Annotated in this window: 17 protein-coding genes and 2 other annotated features; of the genes, 15 read left to right on the top strand and 2 right to left on the bottom strand. The window is 40.7% G+C overall.

Annotated features, from left to right (window positions below; all coding sequences use genetic code 11):
* Positions 1 to 40 precede the first annotated feature (40 nt).
* Complete coding sequence (locus V7654_RS11145) at positions 41 to 877, top strand: alpha/beta fold hydrolase (protein ID WP_335430403.1); 837 nt, start codon at positions 41 to 43, stop codon at positions 875 to 877.
* A gap of 143 nt (positions 878 to 1,020) precedes the next feature.
* On the opposite strand, the gene V7654_RS11140 is transcribed toward V7654_RS11145, so the two are convergent.
* Positions 1,021 to 2,295, bottom strand: coding sequence for an MFS transporter (locus V7654_RS11140; RefSeq protein WP_335430402.1), 1,275 nt, complete (start codon positions 2,293 to 2,295; stop codon positions 1,021 to 1,023).
* A gap of 145 nt (positions 2,296 to 2,440) precedes the next feature.
* On the opposite strand from V7654_RS11140, the gene V7654_RS11135 reads away from it, so the two are divergent.
* The 9 genes from V7654_RS11135 to trpA all read left to right on the top strand — a co-directional run bounded on the left by V7654_RS11135 (position 2,441) and on the right by trpA (position 10,314).
* A complete protein-coding gene (locus V7654_RS11135) occupies positions 2,441 to 3,082 on the top strand; it encodes an MOSC domain-containing protein (RefSeq protein ID WP_335430401.1) in 642 nt (213 codons plus the stop codon).
* A gap of 61 nt (positions 3,083 to 3,143) precedes the next feature.
* Positions 3,144 to 3,394: a binding site (T-box leader), on the top strand.
* Between the two features lie 50 nt (positions 3,395 to 3,444).
* On the top strand, positions 3,445 to 3,627 hold the full coding sequence (locus V7654_RS11130) for a hypothetical protein (protein WP_335430400.1): 183 nt from the start codon (positions 3,445 to 3,447) through the stop codon (positions 3,625 to 3,627).
* A gap of 4 nt (positions 3,628 to 3,631) precedes the next feature.
* Positions 3,632 to 3,887 (top strand) — a binding site (T-box leader).
* Positions 3,888 to 3,945: 58 nt separating this feature from the next.
* The gene (gene trpE, locus V7654_RS11125; RefSeq protein WP_335430399.1) at positions 3,946 to 5,340 is read left to right on the top strand and encodes an anthranilate synthase component I; all 1,395 of its coding nucleotides are present in this window, start codon (positions 3,946 to 3,948) and stop codon (positions 5,338 to 5,340) included.
* Positions 5,324 to 5,926, top strand: coding sequence for an anthranilate synthase component II (locus V7654_RS11120; RefSeq protein ID WP_335430398.1), 603 nt, complete (start codon positions 5,324 to 5,326; stop codon positions 5,924 to 5,926). The genes trpE and V7654_RS11120 overlap by 17 nt, the downstream gene beginning before the upstream one ends.
* Positions 5,910 to 6,935, top strand: a complete 1,026-nt coding sequence (trpD, locus tag V7654_RS11115) for an anthranilate phosphoribosyltransferase (protein ID WP_335430397.1) — start codon at positions 5,910 to 5,912, stop codon at positions 6,933 to 6,935. The genes V7654_RS11120 and trpD overlap by 17 nt, the downstream gene beginning before the upstream one ends.
* Positions 6,935 to 7,720 carry an indole-3-glycerol phosphate synthase TrpC gene (trpC, locus tag V7654_RS11110; protein WP_335430396.1) on the top strand — a complete coding sequence of 262 codons (786 nt, stop codon included), beginning with the start codon at positions 6,935 to 6,937 and terminating at the stop codon, positions 7,718 to 7,720. The genes trpD and trpC overlap by 1 nt, the downstream gene beginning before the upstream one ends.
* 1 nt (position 7,721) lies before the next feature.
* Positions 7,722 to 8,336, top strand: a complete 615-nt coding sequence (locus V7654_RS11105) for a phosphoribosylanthranilate isomerase (protein WP_335430395.1) — start codon at positions 7,722 to 7,724, stop codon at positions 8,334 to 8,336.
* 3 nt (positions 8,337 to 8,339) lie between these two features.
* A complete protein-coding gene (trpB, locus tag V7654_RS11100; RefSeq protein WP_335430394.1) occupies positions 8,340 to 9,551 on the top strand; it encodes a tryptophan synthase subunit beta in 1,212 nt (403 codons plus the stop codon).
* The gene (gene trpA, locus V7654_RS11095; protein WP_335430393.1) at positions 9,544 to 10,314 is read left to right on the top strand and encodes a tryptophan synthase subunit alpha; all 771 of its coding nucleotides are present in this window, start codon (positions 9,544 to 9,546) and stop codon (positions 10,312 to 10,314) included. The genes trpB and trpA overlap by 8 nt, the downstream gene beginning before the upstream one ends.
* 29 nt (positions 10,315 to 10,343) lie before the next feature.
* Here trpA and V7654_RS11090 read toward each other — a convergent pair whose 3' ends face one another.
* Entirely contained in the window at positions 10,344 to 10,943 is a 600-nt protein-coding gene (locus V7654_RS11090) for a methyltransferase domain-containing protein (protein ID WP_335430392.1), read from the bottom strand.
* Between the two features lie 966 nt (positions 10,944 to 11,909).
* Between V7654_RS11090 and V7654_RS11085 the strand changes: the two genes are divergently transcribed.
* The 5 genes from V7654_RS11085 (at position 11,910) to odhB (ending at position 18,526) form a co-directional block, all read left to right on the top strand.
* Positions 11,910 to 12,500, top strand: coding sequence for a hypothetical protein (locus V7654_RS11085; RefSeq protein ID WP_335430391.1), 591 nt, complete (start codon positions 11,910 to 11,912; stop codon positions 12,498 to 12,500).
* 145 nt (positions 12,501 to 12,645) lie between these two features.
* A complete protein-coding gene (mnmH, locus tag V7654_RS11080) occupies positions 12,646 to 13,707 on the top strand; it encodes a tRNA 2-selenouridine(34) synthase MnmH (RefSeq protein WP_335430390.1) in 1,062 nt (353 codons plus the stop codon).
* Positions 13,708 to 13,842: 135 nt separating this feature from the next.
* On the top strand, positions 13,843 to 14,079 hold the full coding sequence (locus tag V7654_RS11075) for a hypothetical protein (protein WP_335430389.1): 237 nt from the start codon (positions 13,843 to 13,845) through the stop codon (positions 14,077 to 14,079).
* Between the two features lie 294 nt (positions 14,080 to 14,373).
* Positions 14,374 to 17,229: a 2-oxoglutarate dehydrogenase E1 component gene (sucA, locus tag V7654_RS11070; RefSeq protein WP_335430388.1), complete on the top strand. Its 2,856-nt coding sequence runs from the start codon at positions 14,374 to 14,376 to the stop codon at positions 17,227 to 17,229.
* On the top strand, positions 17,216 to 18,526 hold the full coding sequence (gene odhB / locus V7654_RS11065; protein ID WP_335430387.1) for a 2-oxoglutarate dehydrogenase complex dihydrolipoyllysine-residue succinyltransferase: 1,311 nt from the start codon (positions 17,216 to 17,218) through the stop codon (positions 18,524 to 18,526). Before sucA ends, odhB begins: the two co-directional genes overlap by 14 nt.
* Positions 18,527 to 18,582 lie beyond the last annotated feature (56 nt).

Below are 18,582 nucleotides of genomic sequence, written 5' to 3'. Positions count from 1 at the left end.
CTTTACGTAAGAGGATGAATGCAAAAGGAGTTGAGTTTGGTTGCCCATATGTCAAATAGCTTATGGCGATGTATTCTATCAAGATGCGGGGAACGGCACCCCAATTATTTTTCTGCATCCGCCTGGAATGGGGAGGAAAGTATTTCGTTTCCAAATGCCATTGAGCGATAAATACCGAGTGATTATACCTGACTTGAGCGGACATGGAGATTCGACTGCAATTTCAAGTTCAGTGAGTATAAAAAAATACGCAGACGAAGTCCTTCTGCTTATTGATTTTTTAGGAATTGAAAAAGTCGTTCTTTGCGGCTATTCCTCTGGAGGAAGCATCGCCCAAGAATTTGCATTGACATATCCTGACAGAACTGCTGCGGTAATCCTTTCTGGTGGATTTGCAGAAGTAGAATCACCATCTTTAAAGTATGAACATTTAATGGGCATGTACTTAGTGAAACATTCACCAAAAACCCTGGCAAAGGTGATCGCTACAGCACACACTCATGAAAAAGAGTTTCGCCAAGAATTGATCGTTCATATGCTGAAAGCCGACCGCAGCACGTGGTTTCATTTTTATAATGAATCTCTGACCTACTCGTGCTTAGGCCGGTTGAAGGATTTATCTGTTCCTTTGCTGCTGATATACGGTTCAAGGGATTTTATAAACCAGCATTTCCGGACTTATGAGAGGGAATTGCACGAATTTAAGACTGCCTTTATCCAGAAAGTTTCACATCAGGTTCCGGTGAAAAAATGGCATGAATTTAACAACGAAGTATCTAATTTTTTGGATAACCTCAATTTGCAAGAACAAAAAGCGCAAGCGCCTTGGTCAGCCCCGACAAGCGCTGGAGGGCCGACCAGTGAAGTCGTTCTTTGACTTCATTGGGCGGACCGAAGCGACTCGAGGGGCTAGGCGCTGGAGCTGGATTAAGCAAATCCGGCTTGAGTTATCCATACCTGAAAATATTATAATTTCTTAATCAAAGATAAAACGCATTGGCTGGCTCCAATGCGTTTTCTTTAAGTTCCCTTATTATCAGGCTTAATTGCGATGAACGTTGCTAATGCAGCTGCGATACTCAACGTTGTTAATAAAATGAAGATGATTTTACTTGAATTTTTCATTAGTAAGGCAATTACAGGAGGACCAGCTGCAACTCCAACAAATCTCATTGAACTGTAAATAGATGTGATTGTTCCTCTCTCCTCTTTCTCGATACTTTCCGTTATGAGCGCATCTAATGGAGGGAGGCTTGCACCGATCCCAATTCCTGCAACCAGAAACATTGTAATGATGAACCAAAGCTCTTTAGAAAAGCTTAATAGGGCAATGGCAATTCCTAATATCACTAAACTGCTGAATGTGATCCATTTCATCAAGACCATATTTTTTTTGATTTTCTTCCCTGTAATAAAGGAGGACAGGCAAAGGGCACCTAAGGGCAGTGCCAGTAGCAAACCTTTTCGCAGATCCTTGATTCCATACTTATTTTCCAAAATGTCCGAAAGGTAAAATAATACCCCGAAAAGTACAAACATAACAATAACGCCAATAAAAAAGATGGCGTAAAGCCAACGGCCATTTTCGGTAAATATTAGTTTGACTTTCTTTAAAAAGTCTTTAAAAGGCAAAGGTTTTTCTTTCTTTTTAGGGCTCGAAACCATAAAAATCATCATGAGAATGGAAATCGCACAAAAAACTGGTATGGAGAAGAACGGGAGGAACCAGATAAACCCAGCCAGAAAGGAGCCTAAGACTGGGCTTAGGACCTTCCCAAGTGTATTGGCTGTTTCTATTTCACCTAGCACGCCACTTACTTCATCATCATTTTTAAACATGTCTCCTACCAGTGGCAAAACAATCGGAAATGCCCCTGCCGCACCAACACCCTGCAGCCCTCTGCCAATAAGAACGATCCAATAGCCGTCATTCATTTTCCATGCAGCCCATCCGGATATTAGACCGCCAATTCCAGTAATGATAAGACTCGGAATGATTACTTTTTTTCTGCCAATATGATCCGACAGGTAGCCCGCAATTGGAATTAGAAAGATTGCTACAATGGAGTATACAGTTATGATTAAAGACGACTGAAAGGCGGATATCCCCATTTTACGTTCCATTACTGGCAGTACGGGTATCAGCATTGAATTTCCAAGTGTCATGACTAATGGTATTGATGCGATTGAAATGATGGCCCACTTTTGGTTATTAACATTATCCTTTTTGGAGTCCTTTTCTTTCTTGCCCTGGATTCCTTCAGATTTAGGAAACAAGTTTTCAATATAATTCATGTCCGAAACCTGCCTTTTTTCAAACTATTTTTAGTGTGAGCTTTTGAGCGAGGAAAAACAGATGTTTTTTTATGGTAATCCTAATAGTAAAGTAGGGTGGAAAACGATAAAATGAAGGGAAAGATCAAGAGGGAGATGTAGGAAAATGGCGAAGGTTTTATTTTTGAATGTTGGTTTGCCAGAAGTAAGGAACTGGAATGGTAGACAGGAACAGTCAGCAATCGCAAAAAAGGGCGTGTCTGAAGCTTTCCTTTCTTTCGAGGCACTTCAAGGGGATGGAGTTGCAGCTACTGAATTTCATGGGGGACCAGACAGAGCGGTTTGTTTTTACCCTGTAGAGCATTATACTCAGTGGTCACATGAATTTGGCAAGGACTTTAATGCTCCCTCTTTTGGCGAAAATATTTCAGCTCCAGGAATGAAAGAAGCGGAAGTGTTTATTGGTGATATTTATCGTCTGGGTAACGCGATTGTGCAGATTTCTCAAGGGAGAATCCCGTGCTCGAAAATTCCGAAAAACAACGATACCAATCAGCTATTGAAAAGGGTAGTCGAAACTTGTTATACAGGTTATCTCTTTAGGGTGCTTGAAGAAGGGATGGTTTATTCCGATTCAGAAATCACCCTGCTGGAGAGAAAGCAAAATAGCTTCTCCATTTTACGAGCAAATGAATTATTTTTTCATCAAAAAAACGACTATCAAGAAATTGAAAAACTACTTGAAGTCAATGAGCTGGCAGAGGTATGGAAACAAAATCTTCAGCGGCTGTTAAGGCAGAAAAATTAAAAAATTTAATTATTTCATTTGACATTTATAATTTATCGTTTTATTATATAAAACAATATAACGTATAGCGTTGACGAAGAGTAGTAACTGAAACGGGTACTTCAGAGAGCTGATGGATGGTGAGAATCAGCGTGGCTGTTACAGCGAATGGACTTCCGAGCTTCCAAACCGAACCCCTTCGGGCAGTAGGCTTTGGCGAAATGACCTTATCGTTACAAAAGGCAGGCATTAAGCATTCTTTCATGCTCGATGCTGTTAAGTGAGCCGGATTTCGGCTAAACAAGGTGGCACCACGGGTCTCTCGTCCTTATTTATATAAGGCGGGGGACCCTTTTTGTTTTGGCTCTTTTTCTTTCTAATCGATGCTTTTAGAGTTTTTCGCTTTAGAAGGTGCAGGAGCACAATATTGTCGTAAGAAAAAAATGCTTTTAGAAGTATTATACGAGCAAAAAGTAGGCTCTCTTAAGAATAAAAGTGCAACAAAGAAGTATTTCAAGAAAAAACTAATGTGGAAAAAGCTTTCTATAAGTTTTTATAAAACTTAATAATATTAACTCGATGAGCAAGAAGAGTAAGCAGATGATTTTCGGTACAGAGAGCTGGGTATGGTGAGAACCGGCGCGAAAATCCCTGCCGAATGGCCTTGCGAGAGGCAGCTTGAAATGCAGTAGGGCTGCCCGGGATTCCGCCGTTAAAAGGATAGGGTATACCGAAAATCCATTTGATTTTCCTGTACCTGAAGAGAGGGAGCTTTTTCTGCTCCAATATGAGGTGGCACCGCGGTCCAATCGTAATCGTCCTCTATACAGCACAATATTTGTGCATGTATAGGGGACTTTTTTATTTTCTAAAGGAGGATTTCAATGAATGTTCAAACGCGAGAGTTGTTGGTAGAAGAGCTTGAAGGAGATACAATGACGCCAATTTCCCTGTACCAAAGGATATCAGGAAAGAAAAAGTTCCTGTTAGAGAGCTCACATAAACATGAAGAATTCGGGAGGTTTTCATTCATAGGCAGTGACCCCGTTTACGAGCTTATAAACGCTAACGGGGAGACAATTGTCAAAAACGAGGAAAGCACTGTCCTAATAACAGGTAGTTTTGCAGAAGCTCTACAGCGATATGTACCTGAAATTGAGAACGCACTGGATATACCCTTCATTGGAGGCGGTGTTGGATTTATCGGCTATGATTTCATAAGGAATTTTGAGGACATTGGGCCATTGCCAGAAGATACCGTTGGGATGCCTGATGCACATCTTATGATCTTTGACCACATTATCGTATGCGACCATTTAAAACAAAAATTATATCTAATTGGTATTCCCATCCCCAATCAATCAACAGAAGATCTCGTTAAAAGGCTTAAAAAGCGAAGAGAGGAGATTCATACACCAGCAAAAACATCATCGGACGGATATTTTTCCGTCACTGATTTCAAATTTTCAAAGTCGAGGGAAGAATTTACAGAATCGGTTGCCATGGCTAAGGAACTGATTGAAGCAGGTGAAATATTTCAGGTTGTATTATCACGTAGGCTTACTGCAAAAGCAGAAGGGAACCCTTTTACCTTTTACCGGAAATTACGGGTTAACAATCCATCGCCATATATGTATTTTCTAGACTTTAATGATTACGCAGTGGCGGGGTCTTCTCCTGAAAGCTTGGTGAAGTATCATTCTGGCACAATTTTAACCAATCCAATTGCTGGCACGAGACCAAGAGGGACTTCGGTCGATGAAGATGAAACTTTAGAGTCTGAATTGCGGAGTGATGAGAAAGAGCTGGCGGAACACAAGATGCTTGTAGACCTTGCCAGGAATGATTTGGGGAGGGTATGCGAAATAGGCAGCATAGAAATCAAAAAATTTATGGAAGTCGAGAGGTTTCAGTTTGTGATGCATCTTGTTTCAGAAGTGCGAGGTAAATTGCTTGACTCAATCCACCCGGTTGAAGCACTTGCTTCCTGTCTTCCTGCTGGAACTGTTTCTGGCGCTCCAAAAATACGTGCTATGCAAATGATCAACAGGCTGGAAAGTGAGAAAAGAGGAGTCTATTCAGGAGCGATAGGATATTTTTCTGCCTGTGGAAGCATGGACTTTGCACTGGCAATCAGGACAATGGTTGTAAAGGATGGCAAGGGATATTTTCAGGCTGGAGCTGGAATTGTTTATGACTCTGACCCACAGAAGGAATATGAGGAAACGAATCACAAATTAAAAGCTCTATTGGAGGCAGCATATGATTCTGCTAATTGATAACTATGACTCATTTACCTTTAATCTTTATCAATATTTAAGTGAACTCGGCTCTGAAGTAACAACTGTAAGGAATGACAAAATATCACTTACCCAAATCGAGCAAATGGCTCCGGATGCTATTGTTCTATCCCCAGGTCCTGGGAGGCCAGAACAAGCCGGGATATGTGTGGAAGTGATAAGAAGATTTGCTCGGGAAATCCCCATTCTTGGTATTTGTCTCGGCCATCAGGCAATTGGATATGCATTTGGAGGGTCAGTTATCAGGGCGAATAAAATCATGCACGGCAAATTATCAAAAATGAAACATAATGATTCGATGCTGTTTAAATCCTTGCATCAGCATATCGAGGTAATGAGATATCACTCGCTGGTAATCGAACGTAAAACGTTGCCTGAGTGTCTTGACGTTCTGGCAGAATCAATGGATGATCACGAAATTATGGCAATCAAGCATAAACGGTTCCCGCTGTTTGGTCTGCAATTCCACCCTGAATCTATTGGAACAAACAGCGGTAAACAAATTTTGAAGAATTTCCTGGATGAAATCAGAAAGGGGAAAAAGGCGTATGAAATTTTATCTTGAAAAGTTACTTGAAAAAAAATCACTAGCAGAAAATGAAATGGAAGCTGCGGTTCAGGAGTTTTTTACTCAAGACATTAGTGATAGTGAAATTGCCGCTTTTCTAACTGGGTTGAAGGCAAAAGGGGAAACTGCAGATGAGATTTCGGGGCTTGTTAAAGTAATCAGGAAACATTCGATAAATTTTACTAAGAAATATTCAGGTGTCATAGATAACTGCGGGACTGGAGGGGATGGATCGAAAAGCTTCAATATCAGCACAACCTCAGCGTTTGTGATTGCCGGTGCAGGAATAACAGTTGCTAAACATGGAAATAGGAGTGTTTCAAGTAAAACTGGCAGCGCTGATGTACTAGAAGAGCTCGGAATCCGTCTTGAATTAGAAGCAGAGCTAACTGAAGAAATTTTAGAAGCAAACGGTATAGCGTTTCTTTTCGCTCCCCATGTCCATCCAAAACTAAAGCAAATTATGAAGGTGAGAAGAGAATTGAAAATCCCAACAATTTTCAATCTCATTGGACCGCTCACCAATCCCGTTGACCTTGATTATCAGATGCTTGGAATTTATAGGAGAGATTTGCTTGATCAATTTGCTCAAGTCCTTGCCAATCTTGGCAGGAAGAGAGCTGTTGTTATTAATGGAGCAGGTCAAATGGATGAAGCTTCGCTGGCAGGAGAAAACGAACTCGTCATATTAGCTGATGGGGAAATCAAAAGGCTGAAGCTACATCCCGAGGAATTGGATATGCCAGTTTATGACAACACCCATATCCTCGGCGGAGATGCCAGGGATAATGCTGAAATTTTAATAAGGATTTTAAAAGGCAGAAAAGGCCCTCAGAGAGATACAGTGCTTTTGAATGCTGGAATTGGGATTTTTACAGCAGGCAAGGCTGATTCTCTATCAGAGGGAATTGCCATTGCGGCAGAAAGTATTGACTCGGGGAGAGCGCTGTCAAAGCTGGAGAATTTAAAAGCGTTAAGTACCAGAACAAGAAAGGCGGTGGGATAATGGTTGGCACAATTCTTGAAAGCATTATCAAGCGAAGAAGATTTGAAATAGAAGTTCTTAAAACAACCAAGTTAGATTTGAAAGAACCTTGCTTTAAAACACGATCGTTAATAGACAGATTAAGATTCAGCGATAACGTATCCATCATTTCTGAGTTCAAAAGAGCCTCTCCTTCGAAAGGAGACATTAATCTTCAGCTAAAGCCGGCATTGCAAGCAAGGCTTTATGAGGAAGCTGGTGCCTCGGCAATTTCCGTTTTAACGGATGAAATCGGCTTTAAAGGAACGTTTTCTGATCTTGAAAAAGTACGTGAAACAGTAGACATTCCGATACTGTGCAAGGATTTTATCATCGACAAGTTCCAAATTGATCTAGCCAGGTTTTCTGGTGCAGATGTGATACTGCTGATAGCAGCAGTTCTCAGTAAAGAAGAATTGGCTCTGCTCCATGGGTATGCATCATCTCTAGGTTTGGAGTGTCTTGTTGAAATTCATGATGAAAAAGACCTTGAAAAAGCGAAAGAAATTAATGCACCCCTGATTGGTATAAACAATCGTGATTTGAAAACCTTTCAAGTTAACCTTGAAGCAACAGTGAAATTGGGACCACTTGTTAAGAAGTCGGGTGCATTGCTAATCAGTGAGAGTGGCATGAAAACAAGGGAAGATGTTCAAACAGCTGCATTAGCGGGTGCGAACGGAGTATTGGTAGGCGAGACATTCATGAAATCACTCGATATTGAGCGGACATTTATTGAATTTAAGGTTCCTATTGGAGGCTATTGATATGAAGGTGAAGATCTGCGGCATAAAAAGTCTAGAACCAGCTAAATATGCTGTAGAACATGGAGCGGATGCTATAGGGTTCGTTTTCGCCAAAAGTAAAAGAAAAATCACTCCTTTGGAAGCAAAGGAAATAATTAAAGAGCTTCCGGCAGCTGTCTGGAAAGTAGGAGTATTTGTGAATGAGGAAGCTGAAACAATCGTGCAAATAGCAAAGACAGCAGGTCTGACACATATTCAGCTTCACGGTGAAGAGAAAATGGAGGCTTATGAAAATATCGATTTCCCGATTATTAGGTCTATTTCAGTTTCATCAGGCGAGGAATTAACAAGTATTAAAACATTAAAGGCAGAGTTTGTGCTGCTGGACAGCCCGCCCGAAAAATTTCATGGAGGAAATGGGATGAGCTTCGAATGGGATCTGGCCGAAGGGATAGGAGCGTCCCGGCAAAATTTAATCCTTGCAGGAGGCCTTGATGCTGAAAATGTTCAAGTGGCTATTAATAAAATCCAGCCTTTTATGGTCGATGTAAGCAGTGGTGTGGAAACGGATGGACAAAAAGATTTATCAAAAATACGAAATTTTATATATAAAGCAAAACAAACAGAGGAGGAATAAGGTATGGAGACAAGCACGTATAGAATGCCAGATGAAAAAGGCCATTTTGGAAAATATGGAGGAAGATTTGTTCCTGAGACGCTGATGCAGGCGGTGTTAGAACTAGAAGAAGAATACAATCGGGCGAAAGAAGATGAGAGTTTTCGTGTCGAATTGGATCAGCTAATGAGAGATTATGTCGGAAGGGAGACTCCGCTATTTTTTGCTGAAAACCTCACCAAACATGCTGGAGGGGCAAAAATCTATCTAAAAAGGGAAGACCTGAACCATACAGGAGCCCATAAGATTAATAACACCGTTGGTCAGGCATTATTAGCTGTAAGAATGGGCAAGAGAAAAATTGTCGCTGAAACAGGAGCTGGACAACATGGGGTAGCTACTGCGACAGTCTGTGCATTGATGAATCTTGAATGTGTGATTTTCATGGGGAAAGAGGATATTAAGCGTCAGCAGCTAAACGTTTTTAGGATGGAGCTGCTTGGGGCCAAAGTTGTGAGCGTGGACGCAGGCAGCGGAACTTTGAAGGATGCTGTGAATGAAGCGCTGCGCTATTGGGTGTCAAACGTCCGGGACACCCATTACATCCTAGGTTCTGTGATGGGTCCGCATCCATTCCCGATGATGGTTCGTGATTTTCAGAGTGTAATTGGAAGGGAAACACGACAGCAGTTTTTTGAGCGAGAAGGAAAGCTGCCGGATGCGCTGGTAGCATGTATTGGCGGTGGCAGTAACTCAATAGGAATGTTTTATCCTTTTATAAAAGATGAAAAGGTCAAGATCTTTGGCGTGGAGGCAGCTGGGTTGGGACTAAACACTGACAAACATGCTGCCTCGCTTGCAAAAGGTAATCCTGGTGTACTGCATGGTGCAATGATGTATCTCTTGCAGGATGAAGATGGGCAAATACAAGAAGCTCACTCTATATCGGCTGGTTTGGATTATCCAGGAATAGGGCCGGAACATAGCTATTTGCATGACATAAACAGAGTCAAGTACGAGGCGGTCACAGATGAAGAAGCTCTTATGGCATTCAAACTATTATCTAGACTTGAAGGAATCATTCCTGCCCTTGAAAGTGCGCATGCCGTGGCATACGCTGTAAAGCTCGCGGGTGATATGAGTGAAAAAGAGAGCCTGGTTGTTTGTTTGTCAGGCCGCGGTGATAAAGACGTTCATACTATTAAAGATCGAACAGGGGGAGTGAGTAATGAATAAAATTCAAACAGCGCTTACTAATAAAGGGAAAAAAATATTTGTACCTTATATTATGGCGGGCGATGGCGGCCTGAAAAGCCTAAGGGAGAAATTGTTGTTTTTACAGGATAGCGGAGCTGATGCAATTGAAGTAGGCATTCCGTTTTCTGACCCTGTTGCGGATGGGCCGATCATCCAAAGAGCAGGCATCCGTGCATTGAAGGAAGGAACGACATTAAAGAAAGTCCTGGGTGCTCTTAAAGAATTTAACGATGAAGTAACTGTTCCGCTCATCCTGATGACCTATTTAAATCCGCTCATCGCTTATGGCTATGAACAATTTGCCAAAGATGCTGAAATATCAGGCGTCGCCGGCTGTATTATTCCTGATCTGCCGATTGAAGAGGAAGGATTGATTGTGCCCTATCTGGAGAAAGAAAATCTCACCCTTATTAGATTGGTGACCTTGACTACACCAGTAGAAAGAATAAGGGAAATTGCTGGAAAGTCTGCAGGATTTATATATGCTGTTACAGTGACAGGAACTACCGGTACAAGGAATGAATTCAGCAATGATCTTGCTGGATTCCTAAAAACAGTTAAAAGCCTAAGTTCTGTTCCTGTTCTGGCGGGATTCGGAGTATCTAATAAAGAACAGATACAAGAAGTGTGCAAGCATTGCGATGGGGTAATCGTTGGCAGTAAAGTGATTGATCTTTTTGAACAAGGGAAATATGAAGAAATTCAAAATTTAATCCATTCTGCTGAAATAGTGAATATATAAAAACGATAGCCGCTATCCGAGGACAGCGGCTATTCCTTTTCTGCTGTAACACATACTGTGAGGACAGGCATAACTTTTTTATACGAAACTACAGGATTCTTGAAACCGGATTGAAGCAAGTCCTGCTTGATTTTCTCACCAAGCTGTCTAGTGGTGTTATCTGTTGAACCTTCTTCTCTAGGTTGGACCGTGAGGACGATTTTTCCCCCTCTGTCAATTAATGTATGAATGTGCTTTAAAGATTGAAGAGGCTGATCCCATAATGGATAGTTATTAACAGAGAGTACTTTGGTGTAATGATGTCCCGGCTGGAAATTGACTACATCACCCGTTGCAAGTTTTAACTTTCCAGTTTGGATCCATTTCTGGTTTCTTTTTGATGCTTCCTCTAGCATTTTTTCTGATAGGTCAATGCCATCTACCTCAATTAAAGGGAATTCTTTTAGCATTGTTTTGATTCCGTATCCTGGACCGTAACCTATCTCAAGAATACGGTCTCTTTTTTGAATCTGCAGCTTCTGAATACTCCATCTATTTATTTTACGGTTCTCAAAGTACATGATTGTTCCAGCAAGCTTGCCAAGTAAGCCTTTAGGTTTTTCAAATTGCTTCGCCATTGAATCGATCATTGTGTACACTCCTGTATGTTTAGTATCATGCCTTTTTCCGTGCTAGGTTAGTTTAAATTTAAGGCTGTGTTAAACTTAGCTGTTGATTTCCGTTCCAGGCGCTTCGCTTTCCGCGGGGCTGGCGGTGAGCCTCCTCGTCGCAAGCTCCTGCGGGGTCTCACCTGTCCAGCTGAGCCCGCAGGACACTGAATAGCTTCCTCGAATGGACCCACGCACGATGGAAATGCGTTAGCATTTTCGGAGGAGTCTACGCGCCTTCCACTACAATCAACAGAGCTTAAAAAATCAACAATGATGTTAACACAGCCAAATTTTAAAAAAACGGTTCTACAGTGCCTGGAGGGGAAATCCAAAGTAATGGTTAACATAGCAAGCTGTTGCAGAATATGAAGGAAGGGCTTAATCTGAAAAATAGCCTTTAACATTTATTCCTTTTTTACTAATTTTAAAACCTTTTGTTGCCGATACACTTTCTTCCTTGTAATGAATCTAAAAAAAATTTTTTTGTAGTAATATTCAGTTATTTTTAAAAATTATTTCTCGGGAAAGCGCAGGATAAGACAAGATAAAACAAGTGCTGTCGTTTTCCGCAAACCTTGGTCTTTTTTTGTCAAAAACTCTGTTAAGGTTGTCTGTTTTATTCCCACTATGAAGTTCGGTTTTCGAGAAGTGGTCTTATAAACTATCCTACGCGCAGTGCGTTATGGTGAAGCTTATGAGAACAATTCAAGAGGGAAAACCTGTATTGAGTTGTTCTGATGAAGCTCAAGAGAATAACAGCTGGTTTTTTTGTTAAAGCAGGAAGGAATATTTTATTGAACAGTAAGATTTGTTACAGTAAAAAAGTGTGATTGCTGTATATACTTTATTTAAAGGAAATCGGAAATAAAAAAGAGGCATATTTGAGAGATGAAATGACAAAATATTTAGTTCTTAGTACTTTGTTCAAAAAGGAAGATGAACGTGATGAAAATATATGAAGCGATTCTCGATATTTTAGTAAAGAAAGGGACTGCAACAATTCCAGTTATTTGTAAGGAAATGAGTGAACAGGCAACAAGTTACTTGCGCAAAGACGAGCAAGTTGTTGAGCAGGCATATATAAAATCGCTGATAAGTAAAAATAAAGAGATATTTTCGCTGAAGGATGGCATCGTATCAATAAGGCCTGAACGAGAGCCTGTAATGCTGACTGTCTTGCTGCATGGATATCCGGGTCCCGAGCGGAGAATAAAAGTCGATTTTAAAAGGAATAGTTTCACCTATTTTGAATGGCATTTGGATTTTCTGTCCCAAGGTTCTTTTAATGCTCCCCAGCCAGGAAGTGTGGAGTACTTCAAGAAGCAGCTATACTCATTTAATTGCTGGGAATGGCAGGACGATTACCAGGCAGAGGGGATTATTGTTGACGGAACAACCTGGTCTGTAAAACTTGAAACTAGGGGAAATAAGTATGAAAGTGGCGGAGTTGATTCTTTCCCAAAGGAATGGAAAGACTTCTGCCGTGCCATCAGCACTTTGATTGGCAAGGAGTTCCCGTGTGGACCGCATGCTTGATGCTATGTGGTCTTTTTTTTAATTCTGCATCAAATATGGTAGGATAAAGAGAATACAAGTTATTAAGAGTGAAAATCTGGCCTTTTTTAGATAAAATAATAAGATGGCGGTTTTCACTTTTCGACCATGGAGGTCAAGCGGAAAAATGAAGGACATATCAGTACAAGAATTAATAAACTCGAATCAATATATCCCAGTAGATGTCAGGGCGCCGATTGAACACCATGAATCAGCCATTCCTGGGTCGGTCAATATTCCATTGTTTTCTAATGAAGAAAGAAAAGAAATAGGAACGATCTATAAGCAATCAGGTGAAGAAGCTGCAAAGTGGCGAGCAATGGAAATCGTTTCACCGAAATTGCCCCAATTGCTAAGTGATATAAAGGATCTAAAGAAAACAGGCGCTGAACCAGTGATTCATTGCTGGAGAGGCGGAATGAGAAGCCGGTCTGTTGCCTCATTCTTGGAATACGCAGGGATTCCCTCAGTCCGTCTTGAGGGCGGATACAAAGCCTACAGGGAATATATTTTAGAACAAACCCCTAAACTGCTCCCGGAAAAAGCAGTTGTATTGCATGGCATGACTGGAACGGGAAAAACGGAAATTTTACACGCTCTACAGAAAAAAGGCTTTCCAGTAGTTGATTTGGAAAAAATGGCTAATCACCGTGGTTCAATTTTTGGGATGATTGGCATGGGAGAGGGCCATAATCAAAAGACCTTCGATGCGCTTCTGTTCGATCGGCTAAATGATATAAAAGGCTCAGGATATTTCATAATTGAGGCAGAAAGCAAAAGAATCGGCCGTGCCGCCCAGCCTGATGAACTTGTGGAAAAAAAGGTAAATGGAATCCACTTCCTAATCAAGAGTTCAATCCAAAAAAGAGTTGAACGAATTTTTAATGAGTACGTGTTGCCATTCAAGGAAATGGAATGGTTTGAGAACGAAGTAAATGAAAAAGTATCAAAGCTTCTTAAAAGAATTAAGAAACAGGATATTGCTGCCTCACTTGAATATGCGTTAAATAATCGGGAATATAGGGAATTAATCGAAATTCTCCTTGTACACTATTATGACCCGAGATATGAACATGCGCTGCAGGAGTACAATGGTCCATTTATAGAACTTGATGGGGACGATCCAGCTGCAATAGCAGATCTGGAAAAGACCTTGCAAATAAGATTTTCTGATTCGAGAGCGGTTTAGAATCGTCAAAAAAAGGTTATGTAAAAGGGAGAGCATTTAATGATGCTTTCCCTTTATTAATGTCTTTCATCACTTAAAATTCGGAATATTAAATATATATTTAAGGGAGAGAATAACGAAACAGGAGGATGAAGTATGAGCGAATCAAAGAATTGCTATCACCGTTTTTCACTTCATGAAGAGAATGTTGGATTCACTATAAATGACGGTGTTAATATTTTCAATGCTGGAACAAGATTTCAAAAGTGCATTACGTGCGGTCATACGGAATTGCCTGTGGATTCAAGCGATATGATTGAAGCAAACCAAATTGAAAAACGAAACAATTTATTTGCCCCTAAAAACATGTATGTGACTTTAATGAGCCTTTAAAATACTAAAACCGGTTTAACCGGTTTTTTTATTTGTCAAAATACCCCTCATGAAACTTTTTTACTATAATAAAAATTAAAGGGGAAGTTTCCACTATTATTATAGTCAAAACCTTTGGTTAAATAAAAGTATCATGTTAAAATAACAATGTAACCGTTTTATAATCTGAATAATAATATGATTCTTGGAATTTACCGTTATTTTTTGATTTCTCAGGGTAACAGATAATTAAACGCTGTTTTCGTATGGAAAGCGCATAAAAAAAGACTTTAGATTTGGTAAGGGGGTTTTATTTTGACGAAGCCAATTGCCGGCAATGGATCAGAATGGCCAGGATTTTATGGTCCTAACCAGGGATATGTTGAGGAACTATATGAAATGTTCCTGGAAGATCCCACATCGGTAGAATCGGAAATAAGAGAATACTTTGAGCAGCATGTTAACCGAGCGTCCGCTCATTCATCAAAATCATCTATATCTATCACGTCAGGTAATGAAGCGATTTCACCCGAGAAAATTGCAAGTGCCCTAAGATATGCTGATTATATCCGATCATACGGACATTTATATGCAAAGATTTATCCTTTGCATTTTAATACTGGCGATACAAAGCTAAATGATCTGGAAAAATGGGGTATAACAGAATCTGATTTGCTGAAAATTCCTGTAGGTCTTATAAGTCCAAATGCACCCTCAGCTATTAAAGATGGAAAAGAAGCATTCAATCACTTAAGAAAAGTATATTCAAACACAATCGCCTATGAATTCAATCATGTTAATGAAATGGCTGAAAAAGATTGGTTAAGGCAGAAGGTTGAATCGGGACAATTAATACCAAAGCTTGAAAACAACAGAAAAATCGGCCTGTTTGAGCGTTTAACAGAAGTGGAGAACTTTGAAAAGTACCTGCACCGTACATTTGTAGGACAGAAGAGATTTTCGATTGAAGGCTTGGATGCAATGGTGCCATTGCTTGACGAAGTAGTAGCTGATGCAGTTAACAATGGGGTGGAAACCATCAACATCGGAATGGCACACCGTGGCAGGCTTAATGTTCTTGCTCATGTATTAGGAAAGCCATATGAGATGATCTTTGCAGAGTTTCAGCATGCCCCGAATAAGGAGCTAGTCCCATCAGAGGGTTCGATTGGAATCAATTTTGGCTGGACTGGTGATGTTAAATACCATCTCGGACTTGACCGTAAAATAAAATCAGAAAGTATTGCAAATGCAAGGCTGACTCTGGCTAATAATCCAAGCCACCTTGAATTTGCAGGTGCAGTAGTTGAAGGATTTACGAGAGCTGCCCAAGATGACCGGAGACTACGAGGTTATGCAAAATATGATCCTGTAAAAGCACTTGCAATCCTTATCCATGGTGATGCAGCGTTTCCAGGACAAGGAATTGTCGCCGAAACGTTAAATTTAAGCCGCTTGAATGGTTACAAAACAGGAGGAACCATACATGTAATTGCCAATAATACGATTGGTTTTACAACAGAATCTATGGACTCCCGATCTACACGTTATGCTAGTGATCTTGCAAAAGGATACGAAATTCCAATCATCCATGTAAACGCTGACGATCCAGAAGCATGTTTAATGGCAGCACGCCTAGCCTTTGAATATCGAGCAACGTTCGGTAAGGACTTTTTAATCGATTTGATTGGTTATCGCCGTTTCGGACACAACGAAATGGATGAGCCGATGACGACAAACCCTGCTATGTATAAGCTTGTTAACAATCACCACACAGTTAAAACACTTTATGGTAATAAACTTTTACAGGAAGGTGTTTTGACAGAACAGAGATACTCAGATATTGAGAAAAGTATCTCAGCTAAGCTGTCTGAAGCATATGAAAAAGTTCCGAAAAAAGAGAAGGAAGTCCATGCTGAGCCTGATATTCCTGAAGTGATTGAAATGGGAATTCCGCAGATTGATACAAGCGTGCCATTGGATTCGTTAAGAAAAATAAATGATGAACTGCTGAAATGGCCGCAAGGATTTAATGTCTTTAACAAGCTGGAGAAAATTTTACAGCGTCGAAAAGATGCTTTTTCTGAAAAAGGAAAAATTGATTGGGGCCTTGCAGAAACTTTAGCATATGCTTCTATTTTAGAAGATGGAACACCGGTAAGGCTGACAGGCCAGGATTCTGAACGAGGAACGTTCGCCCATAGAAATCTAGTTTTACATGATAGTGAAACCGGAGAGCAATTTTCACCGCTCCATAATCTACCTGAAGCAAAGGCATCCTTTTCGATTCACAATAGTCCTTTATCAGAAGCAGCGGTTGTCGGTTTTGAGTATGGCTATAATGTCTTTGCTCCTGAAACGCTTGTCCTATGGGAAGCACAATATGGTGATTTTGCGAATGCGGCTCAGGTACTATTTGATCAATTTGTAGCAGCTGGCAGGGCCAAATGGGGACAAAAGTCAGGGCTTGTTATGCTGCTGCCACATGGATATGAAGGGCAGGGTCCTGAACACTCAAGCGGCAGAGTAGAACGCTTTTTAACGCTTGCAGCGGAGAATAACTGGACTGTTGCAAACCTTTCTTCTGCAGCACAGTATTTTCATATTCTGAGGAGGCAGGCTGCTATTTTAAGGCAAGAAGCAGTTCGTCCGCTTGTCTTGATGACTCCAAAGAGTTTGCTCAGAAACCCATTAGTTGCAGCTTCTCCAGAGCAATTAAGTGAAGGCAGCTTTATGTCCATTTATGAACAGCCGGGGCTTGGAGGAAATCCTAACCAGATCACGAGAGTCGTATTGTGCACTGGCAAAGTAAGCATTGATATTGCTGAGAAAATTGATTCAGCAAATCATAATTGGCTGCATGTATTAAGAATAGAAGAAATATATCCTTTCCCACTGGATTCGCTAAGAGAAAAACTTAAACTCTACCCAAATCTTGAAGAGATTATCTGGGTCCAAGAAGAACCAAAAAATATGGGAGCTTGGACATTTGTTGAACCAAGGATTAACGAGGCAGCTCCAAAGGGAATAGATGTTTCTTATTTAGGGCGCAGAAGACGTTCCAGTCCTGCTGAAGGGGATCCAAATATTCATAAGCTAGAGCAGGCAAGAATTGTGAACGATGCATTGACAAGGACGAATGGAGGAGGAATTGAAAATGGCAGACATTAAAGTTCCTGAATTAGCAGAATCAATTTCCGAGGGAACGATTGCCCAGTGGCTGAAAAAGAAGGGTGATCAAGTCCAAAAAGGTGAATATGTTGTTGAATTAGAAACAGATAAGGTTAATGTAGAAATCATCTCAGATTATGATGGCGTTTTGACTGATCTCCTGGCTGAAGAAGGGGACACGGTTAAGGTTGGGGAGACAATCGCAGTTGTGAGTGAACCAGGCAGCATGGCTAGTGAGCAGCAGCTGAATGATAGCGAAAAGGCTGAAACAGGAAAGCAAGCAGAATCTCCGGATGAATCTGCTGTCAGAAGCGAAGGTACATCTGAAGGTGCACAAAGTGACAAAGCTGCAGATAGCCATGAAAGAGAAGCAGCTGACGGAGTTAGTGAAAGAATCATTGCTTCACCGGCTGCAAGAAAGCTAGCAAGGGAAAAAGGAATTGATTTAAGTCAGGTTCATCCTAAAGATCCACTTGGAAGAGTCAGGAAACAGGATGTGGATTCCTATAAAGCAGGACAAACTGTTGAACAGAAACCCGAAATAAAGAAGGCGGAAAATGTAAAACCATCAGTAACAGGGAATTCCGAAGATGGTAAATCTGTGCAAAGAATTAAAATGTCAAGAAGGCGCCAGACAATTGCAAATAGACTGGTTGAGGTTCAGCAAACTGCTGCGATGCTGACTACTTTCAATGAGGTGGACATGACTGCTGTCATGGAATTACGGAAGAAATGGAAGGACCGTTTTTATGAAGAAAATGATGTGCGCTTAGGTTTTATGTCATTCTTCACAAAGGCAGTCGTGGCTGCCCTCAAGAAAACACCATATTTAAATGCTGAGATTCAGGGAGACGAAATTGTCCTGAAAAAGTTTTATGATATCGGTGTTGCTGTCGCTGCGGATGAAGGTTTAGTTGTTCCAGTAATCAGGGACGCTGACAGAAAGAATTTTGCTGAAATCGAGAGAGATATAAACGAATTAGCTGAAAAAGCGCGGACAAACAAACTCTCTTTAAAAGATCTCCAGGGAGGAACATTTACAATCACGAATGGAGGCGTTTTCGGTTCTCTGCTTTCAACACCAATCATTAATGGACCTCAGGTTGGAATCCTTGGCATGCATACGATCCAGCTGCGCCCTGTAGCGATTGATAAAGAAAGAATGGAAAACAGGCCAATGATGTATATTGCATTGTCATATGACCACAGAATCGTTGACGGTAAAGAAGCGGTAACATTTTTAAAACGAATAAAAGATTTGATGGAAGATCCAGAATCATTGCTTTTGCAAGGATAATAAAAAATCACTGCCGTGGACACACGGCAGTGATTTTTTTCTATTGGCTTCAAGTT

The organism is Bacillus sp. JJ1609 (assembly GCF_036967045.1).
Taxonomy (GTDB): Bacteria; Bacillota; Bacilli; order Bacillales; family Cytobacillaceae; genus Mesobacillus.
This window is presented reverse-complemented; position numbering and strand designations above follow the sequence as displayed.

What these genes read in the sequence shown, in the direction of transcription:
- V7654_RS11135 (WP_335430401.1), top strand. Translation starts at nt 2,441, where the DNA reads ATGGCGAAGGTTTTATTTTTGAATGTTGGTTTGCCAGAAGTAAGGAAC.
- trpC (WP_335430396.1), top strand. Translation starts at nt 6,935, where the DNA reads ATGGTTGGCACAATTCTTGAAAGCATTATCAAGCGAAGAAGATTTGAA.
- V7654_RS11140 (WP_335430402.1), bottom strand. Translation starts at nt 2,295, where the DNA reads ATGAATTATATTGAAAACTTGTTTCCTAAATCTGAAGGAATCCAGGGC.
- trpB (WP_335430394.1), top strand. Translation starts at nt 8,340, where the DNA reads ATGGAGACAAGCACGTATAGAATGCCAGATGAAAAAGGCCATTTTGGA.
- mnmH (WP_335430390.1), top strand. Translation starts at nt 12,646, where the DNA reads ATGAAGGACATATCAGTACAAGAATTAATAAACTCGAATCAATATATC.
- trpE (WP_335430399.1), top strand. Translation starts at nt 3,946, where the DNA reads ATGAATGTTCAAACGCGAGAGTTGTTGGTAGAAGAGCTTGAAGGAGAT.
- V7654_RS11085 (WP_335430391.1), top strand. Translation starts at nt 11,910, where the DNA reads ATGAAAATATATGAAGCGATTCTCGATATTTTAGTAAAGAAAGGGACT.
- trpA (WP_335430393.1), top strand. Translation starts at nt 9,544, where the DNA reads ATGAATAAAATTCAAACAGCGCTTACTAATAAAGGGAAAAAAATATTT.
- odhB (WP_335430387.1), top strand. Translation starts at nt 17,216, where the DNA reads ATGGCAGACATTAAAGTTCCTGAATTAGCAGAATCAATTTCCGAGGGA.
- trpD (WP_335430397.1), top strand. Translation starts at nt 5,910, where the DNA reads ATGAAATTTTATCTTGAAAAGTTACTTGAAAAAAAATCACTAGCAGAA.
- V7654_RS11075 (WP_335430389.1), top strand. Translation starts at nt 13,843, where the DNA reads ATGAGCGAATCAAAGAATTGCTATCACCGTTTTTCACTTCATGAAGAG.
- V7654_RS11120 (WP_335430398.1), top strand. Translation starts at nt 5,324, where the DNA reads ATGATTCTGCTAATTGATAACTATGACTCATTTACCTTTAATCTTTAT.
- V7654_RS11090 (WP_335430392.1), bottom strand. Translation starts at nt 10,943, where the DNA reads ATGATCGATTCAATGGCGAAGCAATTTGAAAAACCTAAAGGCTTACTT.
- V7654_RS11130 (WP_335430400.1), top strand. Translation starts at nt 3,445, where the DNA reads ATGCTTTTAGAGTTTTTCGCTTTAGAAGGTGCAGGAGCACAATATTGT.
- V7654_RS11105 (WP_335430395.1), top strand. Translation starts at nt 7,722, where the DNA reads ATGAAGGTGAAGATCTGCGGCATAAAAAGTCTAGAACCAGCTAAATAT.